This is a genomic window from Flavobacterium olei, assembly GCF_039749035.1.
GTDB lineage: Bacteria > Bacteroidota > Bacteroidia > Flavobacteriales > Flavobacteriaceae > Flavobacterium > Flavobacterium olei.
Window position 1 is genome coordinate 22503 of record NZ_JBDKWC010000008.1, and the last position, 13771, is coordinate 36273.

Below are 13771 nucleotides of genomic sequence, written 5' to 3' on the forward strand. Positions count from 1 at the left end.
TTTAGTTCAATAAGTCATAAACAAACTGACTTACAAGCTGCATAAGGAGTAGTATAAATGATATCATGTTTAATTTATTGCCCTATTTCGAGTTGAAACAAGGCCATTGCCGATTTCTGGCTTCCTTTATCTGCCCCGGTATTCCAAAGCTCTTCGGCCTTTTTTTGGTCTCCCAGAATATAATAATAAGAACCTAATACAGTATAACCCTCCAGTTCGCCTTGTGCAATAATTTTATTTCCCAAAGCAATGATTTCTTTATTAGGAGATTTTGCTTTTGTACTTTTTTCAGGTTTCAGCAGCGATCCCAATCCCTGATCCTGAATTAACAGTATTCCGAAATAATCCAGACAGGCTTTTCCCAGTCCTTTATTGCAAAGCAAGCTGATTTTTTCGGTATGAGAGTTGTTAATTTTCTCATCCAGCATAAAATCTAGTGTTTTAGCACTGTCGGTTAGCTTATAATATTCAAATAATAAAGCTGCTTTATTTTGAGACAGGGCGGCATCTTTCCGGTTGTTTGTAGTTGTAGTATCTTTTCTAACCCAGGCTTTATTTCCAACCCATTTCGAAACTCCTGTCAGCGTCTTTCCTTTTACTATAAATTTAAAAATGCTTTTATCCGGATAGACAATAAGGGAGTCTCCTTTGGTAAAATAATCGCCGGTCCCCAAGCCGGCGATATTTACTTTACCATTGCCATCAAAATCAAAAAACGAATACATATTAGAATCAGATTCGGCCTGATAGTATCCTTGTATTTTATTATCTATAATCTGACAGTTTATCAGATTAAAAAAGAGAAGGAAGATCCCAAGTAAGCAGCCTGTTTTCATAGTAATGGTTTTTGGTTCAATGACAGAAAGCCAGTAGGAAATTGTTTCCATTCGTACTGGCTAAATAACTTTATTTAATGAAATCAAATTTATCAGTAAATAATTTTCCAACGACAGGTACAGGAATTTCCTGCTCATTGTTGGCATTAATGATTCCCATAATCCACAATACTAAAATACCAAGTTGTAATAAACTCAATATAGTGGCAAGAGTGGGTACAATAATAGCAATGATAGTCAAAGCAACTGAAAGTACTATACCTAATATGGCAATTCCTAATCCTTGTTTAAGATGAAATCTAACTAAAGAATCTTTAACAGGTAAATTGTTGTAATTTACATAAGCGATAATCCATCCGATTATGGTGATGTACGAAACGATCGATAATGTTTTCTTGTTCATTGATGTAGTTTTAAATTCAATCCAAAACTACATCTATTTGATTTGTCAAAAGCAACATAGACATATACAAACTGTCTACAGATTTTCTTTTGAGCATCTATTTTCTATCTACAAGAATGCGTAATGCCTTGTATATAAAGGGCTGGAGACTGTCATTAATCTAAAGAAGTAAGATAAGAATCTAAATCTGTTTCGCGGTCCAGATTTAATTTCTGTTTAATGCGATACCGGGCCATTCGCATACTTTGGGGTTCAATATTCATTAGGTTTGCGATCTCTTTAGTACTTAATCCTAATTTAATATAACCGCAATATTTATAATCCAGTTTGGTCAGCGAGCCGGATGCTTTTTCTTTTAACGTTGAAAAAAATACCGGATTTGTATTCTCGAGGCTTGTTTTTAATAGTTCAAATTCCTCATCTACTTCTATGTTTCTGTCTATTGTTTTGGAAAGCCTATTAATATCAGCAGATTTTTCTGCTTTCATTTCAGATAATTTTGATTTAATGTCTTTTAAAATTTCATTTTTCTTGTCCAAATGCAGATTATTGGTCATTAATTTCTGTTGCAGCTTATTATTTTGCTCTTCATTCCATTTTTTCTCCTGAAGAGCAATGCGAAGTTCTTTCTCCATAAGCTCCGATTCTAACACAGCAATAACCGTTTCTTCCTCTTTAATTTTAGATAAAAGTATGGCCTCTTCTTTAGCTTTTTGAAGCAACAGGTTATTTTTTATATAGGATTTCTGGCGATAATGATAGGAGCGCAGCATAAATAAAAATGTAAAGAATACGAAAATTAAAAGTGCTGTAAAAAGGTAGTTGATTTTTTGGCGTGCTGAAAGGTTTTCCTGCAGCATTGCAATTTGCTGTGATTTTTTTTCTGTTTCAAATCGCACCGACGCATTGTACTCCTTGGCGCGGTTTTCCTTTTCAATCATCATGCTAACTGCTTTGTCATACTGTACGAAATACTTTCTATAGGCGGTAAAATCATTTTTAAGCTCAGCGAGATCCATATAGTTTTTATAGAGAAGCGCACGATATCTGGAATTAACAGTAGGATTTTGCGTGATGATCAACTCGATCTTTTGCAATACTTTTTCTGTATTTATTATGTCACCCAGATTGGTGTAGAACTGTGCCTGCTGTCCGTACATTACCATGAGTTGTACAGGAACGTTAATCTTAAGACATGCTTGTTCTGCTTTGTTTAGATAAAATAAGGTCTTTTCCGGTTGCGATTCAAAGAAATGATACAGATAAAGACTGGACAAATTCAGGCAGGTCCTGCCGTAAGAAGCGTTGAGTGTACCTTTTTTCTGTTCTTTTTCAAACAAGTTAATTGCTTTTAAATAATATGATTCAGCAGTTTTTAGAAGTTTTGGGTCTGCAGGTGACTTTTGCTCTGCGGTCTTTACAAGAAATAGTGCCCAGCTGGTCGAAGCATTGGCAATGTTACACGCATTGCGGCTTTCATAGCTTAATTCCAACGCTTTTTTATTGTATTTTCGGCTGAACTTCAAATCATTATTGTCGCTGAAACTGCCTCCGAGATTTTCATATCCGTTTACCAGTTTGTCGTATCTTATTTTTTGCTTTTCAAAATAAGCCAGCGATTTAAGCATGTGATAGATATACTTATCTGTAATTCCTACGGCTTCGTGTCGGTAGGCAATGGCATAATTGGCATATGCAATAGCCTTAGGATTCCCGGAACGGGCAGCCAGTAAAAAGCTGGAATCTGCATATTTTACCTGCCAGCGAACATTCTCCTGATACCTTGCAATATCTGCCAATGCCTCATAAGCAATAGCCTCTTGATCAAGAGCTTTTTCATTTCGTGCTAAAGCAAGTGCTGACTGGGCATAGTGATATGCCTTGATGGTATCCGCTCTTCTAAAATGACAACTAAGCTCGGACAGATACTCCACTTTTTTTTCTAAAGGCAGATTCTTTTTATTAATTAGGGTAAGTAATTCCTCTTTAGAATGCTGCGCAGCACATTGCAATGAGAAAATAAAAAATAACAGAGCCGTAATTATTTTGGAAAACTTTAGATTAATAAAATTCATTTAATGGTTTGGTTGGATAACAATAATAAACGCTACAGTTTGATGATGTAAATATACATATACATTTCAATTATGCTTAAAATACATAATATACTTGTGCCGTTTCATTAAGGTGTCTTGCAGTATCAATACCATCTTTCATTATACTTTATTGTTACAATCAGAAAGTTTAACCGCGCTTTTAATACGGTAAAACAATAATCATAATGATGCTTTTCGCAATAGCATCCCAGAAAAATTTGATGCGCTCTTTGACCGCGGTACAGAATTGTAACCCTGTAAAACCCCAGCTGAGGCGCATTAGATTCTTAGAATTAAAACTTTCGCTCAGAAGGTTTATTAAAATGTACTGCACCATTTACTTTTTCATCCCTGCTGTGCTCATCTTCTTTTAGCTCATCGTTGCTAAGGTTCCCAATTTCGAACTCCTTTTTAACGGGATTATCCTGATCGGGTTCAATAGTTTCAAAAGAGGCATTTTCGGTGTCATTGCTGTCAGTATCAATTTGAGTTTCAAATCCTTTAGAAGGATCATTATTTTTAAGATCTTCTTCAATATCCTTTTCAGTTATATCTTTCGATTCAGCGCCCGATTCATTATCAAGGTTTTCTGAATCATAAGAGTTACCTTTTGGATCGCTGTTTTGAAAATTCTTGTCGTCATGACGGAAATTTTCCTGTTTATTTGAATTTTTCATTTTATATCTTTTTAAATTAAATTTTGCTGGCATTTTGTTGAGCTTATCCAGAGCAAATTTGACAATAGCCGTGCTTGCACGTTTTTTTCCTTGTTATTAATCAAATTTAACGAGGATTGAACAGTTCTTTTTACAGAATAATGATTTGTAATTATAAAATAGCTATGAACTAATCAGATAGATAAGGTTAACGTTATATATACTGATAAATCATCCATTTACACTTCAATCCCGCACGTCCTGAATTAATCTGGTATGGGAAATGGTTCCCAAAAATCTAATATGAAGTGATTAGCGATGTTAAAGAAATATTGGTTTATCTGAAAATTTCATAGTTCAAGAATAAAATCCAAACCGCTAGAAATTCCCAGTTTAGAACAGGCAAACTCAATGGTGGATTAGCAGTTAAACATTGTAGAGAGATTGAGACAACTCATACCAATATTTTTTTTTATTTGATGACGCACAACGTAACTGAATGTTTTGAATTATAAATAGGAAGTTTTTTTTAAAAATTAATTGCAAAGGTGTATTGCTATAAAATTTTGTATTAAGATATTGTACCGCTAATTTGCGTGCATCAAATAAAAGTTTAATTTTACCTTTTATATATTGCCTTCTCGCTTGTCATTACAAAATAATCCTTCCTAATTATTTTGACAGGTTGTGGGTCTACGGAGGTATTTTTTGAAAACTAATTTCATTTACATAAACTCATAATTTCATGTATCAATTTGTAAAATATACTTTGATGCTATTCTTAGCATCCTTAAGTTTAATTTCCTGTAAGCAAAAACAGGGAGATAAAATAGAAGTAGGGTTTTCTCAGGCAATGACCACCGATGATTGGCGTAAGCAAATGAACAGCTCTATAAAAATTGAAGCTTCTTTAAGACCAGAAGTGGACTTGACTATTAAAGACGCTAATAATAATGTCGAAAAACAAATAGAAGATATTGAAAGGTTTATTTCTAATAAAGTTGACATTATTATTGTATCTCCAATTCAATCTAAACCTCTAACGGCAGTTGTCGAAAAATCGATTAAAGCCGGAATTCCCGTACTTGTAGTGGATCGAAAAATTGAAGGTGAAAATTATACCGCTTATTTAGGTGCTGATAATATTGAAATTGGAAGAATTGCAGCCCGATATATCATTTCGCACAGCAAAGGTTCCGGTAGAATTATAGAAATCACCGGAGCAAATGGTTCTTCACCTGCTTATGAAAGAAGCCTGGGATTTGATCAGGTGATTAATGAAAATAATGGCTTTAAAGTCGAGAACACAATTCAGGGCGATTGGGAGGGAGAATCAGTTAAAGCACCATTAAAAGCAATCCTTTCGCAAAACCCAAACATCGAATATATTTTTGCCCATAATGACCGTATGGCATTAAGTGCCTGGGAAACTGCCAAAACCTTAGGATTAGAAAAGAAAATTAAATTTATTGGTGTTGACGGATTAAATACTGTTAACGGCGGTATAGAATTGGTGAAAAGCGGTGTTCTGGACGGAACTATTTTGTATCCGACAGGAGGAAATGAAGCCTTAAAACTGGCTCTGAAAATGTATAATAAAGAACCAATTTCAAAAAATAATATCCTCAATACCATTGTTATCGATCAAAATAACGCTGAGATTATCGAAAATCAAATGGATAAAGTAGATCAGCAACAAACAGTTATCGAGTCACAGCAAGGGGCAATAAATGTACAGGCAAAGGAATATGCTTCGCAGAATAATCTGGTTCGGTTGCTGAGTTTTTTTCTGGTGATTATTTTGAGTTTAACGATTTACAGTATTTATTCTACTATTTCTATTTCGAGAAAGAAAAAGCAACTCGAAAGAATCAATCAAACGGTAATTGATCAGAATAATGAAATTCAGGAAATGGCTCAAATTGCCCAAAGAAGCAACGAAGCAAAATTGAATTTCTTTACAGGACTTTCGCATGAATTTAAAACACCCATAACGCTTATTATGAGTTATGTAGAGTCGTTGATTGAGAATGAAAAAATTAAGGGAACAGCACTTATTGACGAAGTAAAACTGATTCATAAAAATTCAAACCGATTACTCAGATTAATAAATCAATTGCTGGATTTTAGAAAAATTGAAGAACAAAAATTTACCTTAAGAACCTCAAATACTAAAATCTATGATTTTACAAACGAAGTAATGACTAACTTTAAAGGGGAAGCTGCCCGCAGAAATATTGATTTTCAACTTATTTGCAAAAACAAAAATCTGGAATTATTTATCGATAGGGAATTGATGGATAAAGTATATTTCAATTTGCTTTCAAATGCTTTTAAATTTACTCCCGATAACGGTAAAATTAGTATCTCTATTTTAGAAAATCAGGACAATACGGTTAAAATTAGTTTTAAAGATTCGGGAATTGGAATACCTGAAAATGAATTGTCGAATGTATTTAATCCTTTTTTCAAAGCTTCAAATAATAATAAAAACAGTTCAGGAATTGGACTTCATCTCTCCAAAGAATTTGTGCTCTTGCATCACGGAACTCTCGAACTCAAATCAAAACAAGGAAGTGAGTTTGTAATTACCTTATTAAAAGGAAACAGTCATTTGCAGCCTTCTGAAATTATAAATAAAGACGAAAGTTTAAATAACACTTCGAATCTCATATTAGAGAATTTAGATATAGAAGAAGATTTAGATCAAGGCATCGCAATCTCTGAATCAGAAAAGCATACACTTTTAGTTATAGAAGACAATATAGATTTGGTCACATTTTTAAAAGCCAAACTATCCGTTGAATACGTAGTTTATACTTCAGACGGAAGTGATGCCATTGAAAAAACAATGGAAATCGTTCCGGATATTATCATTTGTGATATTAATCTGGTTGACAAAGACGGATACGAAATTAGCAAAGAACTCAAAAAAGATTTGCGTTCGTCACATATTCCTATTATTATTTTAACAGCACAAAGCAATAAAGAATCAGTTTTGAAAGGTTTACAGAGTGGTGTCGATCAATATCTGACAAAACCTTTTAACCTTTCGATTTTAAAACAATCTATTTCCAGCTTGCTTTTTAATAGAGAAAAGCTTCGTTATTATTATACCAATAACATTTATCGCGTTGAACCGGAATCTAAATTTGGCAATCAGGAACAGTCATTTATTACTAAAATGAATGATATTATTAAGCTGAATGTCGAAAATCCTAAATTCTCTGTTGAAGATTTAGCTTACAAACTTGGGGTTTCAAGAGTTCAGTTATATCGAAAGGTAAAAGCTATCATCGGAATTAATATCAGTGACCATATTAATAATGTAAAATTAGAGAAAGCAGCAGAGCTTTTAAAGTCCAATAACATGAATATTTCAGAAATTGCGTACTCATTGGGATTCTCTTCTCCAAACTATTTTTCTACAGCTTTTAAGAATAAATTTGGAATTTCACCAAAGGAATATAAATCTTCCAATTGATATTGGTTTAAAATTGATACAAAACAGGTATCAATTTTAAACCTTATGTAACAAAATTGAAACTACACGGTTTTCGTAAATAAAATTTAAATTGTCTAAAGCCTTGTAAATAAGGCTTTTGTTGTGTAAATGTCAAACTATCAGTATTTATAGAATTAAATTGTAACATCATTAAAAATAAGTTGTTTTTTTTGCGGATATCTTAGCGATAAGTTTTTAATACATCTACAATGAACAAGATATTGATTTGGTCTGTTACTGCTGCACTGGCAGGTTTTCTATTCGGTTTTGATACCGTAGTTATTTCTGGAGCTGATAAAAAATTGCAGCTTCTTTGGCATTCATCTGATGCTTTTCATGGATCCGTTGTTATGGCAATGGCACTTTGGGGAACAGTTGTAGGTGCTATTTTTGGAGGAATTCCAACCAACAAAATAGGTCGTAAAAAAACACTATTCTGGATCGGAATTTTATATTTCATTTCAGCTATTGGTGCATCTTTTGCAAATGATCCTTATGTTTTTGCTTTTTTTAGATTTATAGGAGGTTTGGGAGTTGGTGCTTCAACCATTGCTGCTCCGGCCTATGTTTCTGAAATTGCTCCGGCTGACAAACGCGGAAGATTAGTAGCCTTGTATCAGTTTAATATTGTACTGGGAATTTTAATTGCCTTTGTATCCAATTATTTATTGAAAGATATCGGAGAAAACGCCTGGCGCTGGATGGTAGGAGTTCAGGCAATTCCATCTTTTATTTATATACTTTTTATACTTACAATCCCGGAAAGCCCAAGATGGTTGCTGTCTAAAAACCGAGATGAAGAAGCAAGCAAAGTGTTGTTTCAAATAGATCCGACAGCAAGCCTAAAAGATATCATGGACGATTCTAGAGAAAATGGTATGACCAAACATGAAAACATCTTCATGAAAAAATACCGTTTTCCTTTAATGCTGGCTTTTTTAATTGCATTTTTTAATCAATTTTCTGGAATCAATGCCTTTTTGTATTATGCGCCAAGGATTTTTGAAGAGGCAGGTTTAGGACAAAATACAGCTTTGTTAAGCAGTATAGGAATCGGGATCACAAACCTTATATTTACTTTAATAGGAGTTGCATTAATTGACAAATTAGGAAGAAAGTTGTTAATGTACATTGGTTCTATAGGATATATTATTTCTTTAGGATTAGTCTCGGCTTCGTTTTATTTCAATTGGGGAGGATTATCTGTGCCAATTTTCCTTTTCTTATTCATAGCTTCTCACGCCATTGGTCAGGGAGCTGTAATCTGGGTTTTTATTTCAGAAATTTTTCCAAATCATATCCGTGCGTCTGGACAGGCTTTCGGGAGTTCAGTGCACTGGGTTCTGGCAGCAATTATTCCATCTTTAATTCCAATGTTATTCTCAGAAATTGGACCTGATGTTGTATTCTTAATTTTTACGCTTATGATGGTGTTACAATTACTGTTTGTAATTTTTATAATGCCGGAAACTAAAGGGATTTCCTTGGAAGTATTAAGTGAAAATCTAACCAAAAAAAATATCAAAAACCATGAAATCAAAGAAACATCTATCGCTGACATTTTATAGTGCACTCGTACTTTCAATAGCAGGCTGTAAACCATATTCGGCTGCCGCACAAAAAACAGAAGTTACAGTTTCAACTTCTGCAGAAGAAAAAATGTACCGTCCTCATTTTCATTTTACGCCAAAAAAAGGCTGGATGAATGATCCAAACGGAATGTTTTATGCCAACGGATATTATCATTTATTCTATCAGTATTATCCTGATGGAAATAAATGGGGACCAATGCATTGGGGACATGCAATTAGCAAAGACTTAGTGAAATGGGAAGAACAGCCTATTGCGATTTATCCGGAAAATGACAAATATATTTTTTCCGGTAGTGCTGTTGTTGATGCAAATAATACCTCAGGTTTAGGAACGGGAAAAACAGCTCCGATTGTAGCGATTTATACGCTGCATGATATGACAAAAGAAAAAGAAAACAAAATCGATGTGGAGCAGCAGGATATTGCCTATTCGAATGACAATGGTTTTACATGGCAGAAATTTAAGGAAGGAAATCCTGTCGTGAAAAACCCTGGAATTCGTGATTTTCGTGATCCAAAAGCTACTTGGGATGAAACCCATAAACAATGGATATTGGTTTTAGCAGCTCAGGACCGATCTCAGTTTTACAAATCAAAAGATCTTAAAAACTGGGAATATTTATCTGATTTCGGAAAAAATATCGGAGCTCACGGAGGTGTTTGGGAATGCCCGGATTTCTTTCCCATAAAAGTTAAAGGAACGAATGAAACCAAATGGGTTTTAATTCAGAGTTTAAATCCCGGCGGCGCTAACGGAGGTTCTGGGACACAATATTTTATTGGAGATTTTGATGGCACAACTTTTACATTGGATTCTAATTTTGCCAAAAGAGTAGAACAGGAAAAAGCAGTTTGGATTGATTATGGAAAAGATAATTATGCCGGAGTAACCTGGAATAATGTTCCAAGTGCCGACGGACGTCGATTATTTATCGGATGGATGTCTAACTGGGAGTACGCGCAAGATGTTCCAACATTTGCATGGAGAAGCAGCACTACAATTGCCCGCGAAATTCAGTTAATCAAAAAAGGAAATGATTATAGTTTGATTACTAATCCGGTAAAAGAAATTAATAAATATGTTTCCAAAACCATCAAAGGAAAAAGCTTGAAAGGAAAAGGAAAACTTTCAATTGTGGAATCAGGAAAAATCGATTTGACTCAGGCAATGGTCAATTTTAATGTAAAAAACTTAAAACAGGACACTTACACTTTTAAACTTTCAAACGAGAACGGAGAATCTTTAACGTTCGGATTAAATAATTCAGATCATTACTTATTTCTGGATCGTTCGAAAGCAGGAAAAAACGATTTTTCAGAAAAATTTGCTTCAACAATTACCAAAGCAACTTTAGACGCAAATCAAAAAGAAGGAGTTTTTAAAATCATTTTAGATAAAACATCCATTGAGATATTTTACAATAATGGCGAGAAAGTAATAACCGAAATCTTTTTTACAAACCAGCCATTCACTTCTCTGTCAGTTTCTTCAAACGAAGGAGTTGAACTGAGCAGCCTTGTAATCAATCAATTAAATATAAACTAACTAAAAACCACTAACCTCATGAAAAGTAAAATTATTTATTTTCTATTTTTCTTCTTTCCAATGCTGATGATGACAGCACAGGAAAGCGGGATTAAAGGAACAGTAATTTCGTCAGATGACGGAATGCCACTTCCGGGAGCAACCGTGCTTATATCGGGTACAAATACCAGTACAGTAACAGATTTTGATGGAAATTTTTCTTTCGGGAATATAAATTCAGATGCTGTAATTGTTGTTTCTTTTATTGGATATACACCACAATCTATTTCCGTAAAAGGGCAAAAAACAATAAATGTAACTTTGAAAATAGACAACAATCAACTTAATGAAGTTGTCGTAACAGGATATTCAAAACAAAAGAAAACAGATATTACAGGGGCAGTTGCAGTTGTAAACATGAAGGAAATCATGAAACAGCCCGAACCAAACCCAATAAAAGCGTTACAGGGTCGAATTGCGGGTGTAAAAGTGACTTCAGATGGTTCGCCAAGCGGAGGAAATACAAAAGTAGTAATTCGTGGCGTTGGAACTTTAAACAACACAGATCCGCTTTACGTAATCGATGGAATGCCTACAAAATCAGGAATGCATGAATTGAATCCAAATGATATTGAAACAATCCAGGTTTTAAAAGATGCTTCGTCAGCTAGTATTTATGGTTCAAGAGCTTCAAACGGTGTAATTATCATTACAACCAAAAAAGGAAAAGAAGGCAAAATGAGAATCAATTTCAGTACGTATGCTTCTTTTTCTGACTACTCGAGAAAACTAAATGTTTTAAATGCTAATCAGTTTGGACAGGCTCTTTGGCAGGCAAATATTAACGACGGTCTAAATCCGAATAACAATAATTTGCGTTATCAGTTTGACTGGTCGGTAAATGACAATAAGCCGCAACTCAATAAAGTCCTAGTTCCTGAATATTTGGATACACAAAACACGTTAAAAGCTTCAAATACCGATTGGTACGATGCTATATCTCAAACCGGAATTGCCAATTCTTATGACTTATCGGTTTCAAATGCTTCTGATAAAGGAAATTATGTTTTTTCATTGGGCTATTACGGAAATGAAGGTGTTGTAAAAACTACCGATTTTGAGCGAATTTCAGCGAGAATGAACAGTTCATATAAATACTTCGACGGAAAATTAGTAATTGGTGAAAATTTCAGTTTAAACCGCACAAACGAAGTAACAGACCCTGGCGTTTTAGATCCTGCATTGAGAGCTTTGCCAATTATTCCCGTACATACCGTTGACGGAATTGGCTGGGGAGGACCGGTCGGAGGAATGAACGACAGACAAAATCCAGTACGTCTTTTAGAATATAATAAAGACAATAAATACGATTACCTGCGCCTTTTTGGTAATGTTTACGCTGATTTGGAAATTATTAAAAACCTCCATATCAAAACCAGTTTCGGGATGGATTACGGGTTTTACAAAAAACGAACTTTACAAAGAAGCTACAAATCGGGTTATTTACAAAACGATCAGACTTCGGTTACAATTGATCAGTCTATAAGCGATAAATGGACTTGGACAAATACGGCAATTTACAGCTTGAATTTCGGAAAAAGTAATCTGAATTTGATGGCCGGAACGGAGATGTACAAAGACAAATATGATACAAATACTTTGCGTAAAAATGACTTTTTGATCGAAACGCCAGATTATATGTATCCTGATGCAGGAACAGGAGAATCTTTTACAAGCGGAACCTCGACAGTATATTCTTTGCTTTCTTATTTTGGAAAAGCCGATTATGAGTTTGATAATCGTTATTTGGTTTCAGCTACAATTCGTCGCGATGGTTCTTCTCGTTTTGGAAAAAACAATCAGTTTGGTACATTTCCGGCAGTTTCTGCAGGTTGGAGGATTAGCAATGAGAATTTCATAAAAAACAATGCTCCTGTTTTTTCTGATTTAAAATTAAGAGCAGGCTGGGGACAAACCGGAAATCAGGAAATCAGCAATACAGCTGTTTACTCACTTTATCTGGCAAGTTATGCTGGCGGTAGCCCAACATGGGCTACTTCTTACGGAACGGCTTACGATATTGCAGGAAACGGAAATGGATTGCTTCCGTCTGGTTTTATTGCGACACAATCAGGAAATGATGATTTGAAATGGGAAACTACAACGCAAACCAACATTGGTTTGGACTTTGGTTTATTCAAACAAAAACTAAGCGGATCTGTAGATTATTACATCAAAAAAACAGATGATATTTTGGTATTGCCGCCTTATTTGGGAGTTATCGGGGAGGGCGGAAATCGCTGGGTAAACGGAGCTTCCATGGAAAATAAAGGTTGGGAGTTTTCTTTAGGCTATCACGATGAAACTTCTTTTGGACTGAAATATGATATTTCTGGAAATATTTCGGCTAACGAAAATAAGATTACCAAATTGCCTGATGAAGTTAAAAACAATTATGGTGGTGATGGATTAGATGATAATATTTTGGGACGTTCCATTAACTCAATGTACGGCTACGTAACAGACGGATTGTTTACAAGTCAGGATCAGGTAGATAACTCGGCAATTCAGGAAGGAAAAGGCCTTGGAAGGATTCGTTACAAAGATTTAAATGGCGACGGAACAATTACGGATAAAGATCGTACATGGATTGGTAATCCCAATCCGGGATTATTATATGGGATCAATTTGAACTTATCTTATAAAAACTTTGATTTTACTACTTTCTGGGAAGGTGCGACAGATGTTGATGTGATTAATAATACAAAATACCAGACAGATTTCTGGAGTGTAGATGATGTTGGTTCAAATAAAGGAACTCGATTATTGAATGCCTGGTCTCTGGATAATACAAAGTCAACAATTCCTGCCTTGACAACTGTTGACAGAAATGCAGAATCAAGATTTTCGACTTATTATGTAGAAAATGGAAGTTATCTTAAACTTAGAGTTTTGCAGTTTGGTTACAGTCTTCCAAAAGATTTACTGAAAAAGCTGAGCATGGAAAGTTTTAGATTATACATCTCCGGACAAAATCTGCTGATTTTGGATGCTAAAAGTTTTACAGGTGTTGATCCGGAAAATGCAGGTTTTGGCTACCCGCAGCCAACGACTTTTACTGCAGGTCTTAATTTTACTTTATAATAAAAGATTAAAAA

The 13771-nt window shown here is 34.6% G+C and carries 8 protein-coding genes; 4 read left to right on the forward strand and 4 right to left on the reverse strand.

Features of this window, described 5'->3' with window-relative positions:
• Positions 1-74: 74 nt before the first annotated feature.
• The 4 genes from ABEB31_RS19680 to ABEB31_RS19695 all read right to left on the reverse strand — a co-directional run bounded on the left by ABEB31_RS19680 (position 75) and on the right by ABEB31_RS19695 (position 4012).
• Complete coding sequence (locus ABEB31_RS19680; RefSeq protein WP_347053371.1) at positions 75-887, reverse strand: hypothetical protein; 813 nt, start codon at positions 885-887, stop codon at positions 75-77.
• A 19-nt stretch (positions 888-906) separates the two neighbouring features.
• A complete protein-coding gene (locus ABEB31_RS19685) occupies positions 907-1239 on the reverse strand; it encodes a magnetosome magnetite crystal formation protein family (protein ID WP_347053372.1) in 333 nt (110 codons plus the stop codon).
• 155 nt (positions 1240-1394) lie between these two features.
• Positions 1395-3314 carry a hypothetical protein gene (locus ABEB31_RS19690; protein WP_347053373.1) on the reverse strand — a complete coding sequence of 640 codons (1920 nt, stop codon included), beginning with the start codon at positions 3312-3314 and terminating at the stop codon, positions 1395-1397.
• Positions 3315-3628: 314 nt separating this feature from the next.
• Positions 3629-4012 (reverse strand): hypothetical protein, encoded by a 384-nt coding sequence (locus ABEB31_RS19695; protein ID WP_347053374.1) that lies wholly within the window; start codon positions 4010-4012, stop codon positions 3629-3631.
• 724 nt (positions 4013-4736) lie between these two features.
• On the opposite strand from ABEB31_RS19695, the gene ABEB31_RS19700 reads away from it, so the two are divergent.
• The 4 genes from ABEB31_RS19700 (at position 4737) to ABEB31_RS19715 (ending at position 13757) form a co-directional block, all read left to right on the forward strand.
• Positions 4737-7475: a substrate-binding domain-containing protein gene (locus tag ABEB31_RS19700; RefSeq protein ID WP_347053375.1), complete on the forward strand. Its 2739-nt coding sequence runs from the start codon at positions 4737-4739 to the stop codon at positions 7473-7475.
• 230 nt (positions 7476-7705) lie between these two features.
• Positions 7706-9064: a sugar porter family MFS transporter gene (locus ABEB31_RS19705; protein ID WP_347053376.1), complete on the forward strand. Its 1359-nt coding sequence runs from the start codon at positions 7706-7708 to the stop codon at positions 9062-9064.
• A complete protein-coding gene (locus ABEB31_RS19710) occupies positions 9027-10634 on the forward strand; it encodes a glycoside hydrolase family 32 protein (protein WP_347053377.1) in 1608 nt (535 codons plus the stop codon). Before ABEB31_RS19705 ends, ABEB31_RS19710 begins: the two co-directional genes overlap by 38 nt.
• Positions 10635-10652: 18 nt before the next feature.
• Positions 10653-13757 (forward strand): SusC/RagA family TonB-linked outer membrane protein, encoded by a 3105-nt coding sequence (locus ABEB31_RS19715; protein ID WP_347053378.1) that lies wholly within the window; start codon positions 10653-10655, stop codon positions 13755-13757.
• The last annotated feature ends 14 nt before the right edge of the window (positions 13758-13771 follow it).

Bases quoted from the DNA above. Each gene is read 5' to 3' on its own strand.
- ABEB31_RS19680 (WP_347053371.1), bottom strand. From the start codon at position 887: ATGGAAACAATTTCCTACTGGCTTTCTGTCATTGAACCAAAAACCATT.
- ABEB31_RS19685 (WP_347053372.1), bottom strand. From the start codon at position 1,239: ATGAACAAGAAAACATTATCGATCGTTTCGTACATCACCATAATCGGA.
- ABEB31_RS19690 (WP_347053373.1), bottom strand. From the start codon at position 3,314: ATGAATTTTATTAATCTAAAGTTTTCCAAAATAATTACGGCTCTGTTA.
- ABEB31_RS19695 (WP_347053374.1), bottom strand. From the start codon at position 4,012: ATGAAAAATTCAAATAAACAGGAAAATTTCCGTCATGACGACAAGAAT.
- ABEB31_RS19700 (WP_347053375.1), top strand. From the start codon at position 4,737: ATGTATCAATTTGTAAAATATACTTTGATGCTATTCTTAGCATCCTTA.
- ABEB31_RS19705 (WP_347053376.1), top strand. From the start codon at position 7,706: ATGAACAAGATATTGATTTGGTCTGTTACTGCTGCACTGGCAGGTTTT.
- ABEB31_RS19710 (WP_347053377.1), top strand. From the start codon at position 9,027: ATGAAATCAAAGAAACATCTATCGCTGACATTTTATAGTGCACTCGTA.
- ABEB31_RS19715 (WP_347053378.1), top strand. From the start codon at position 10,653: ATGAAAAGTAAAATTATTTATTTTCTATTTTTCTTCTTTCCAATGCTG.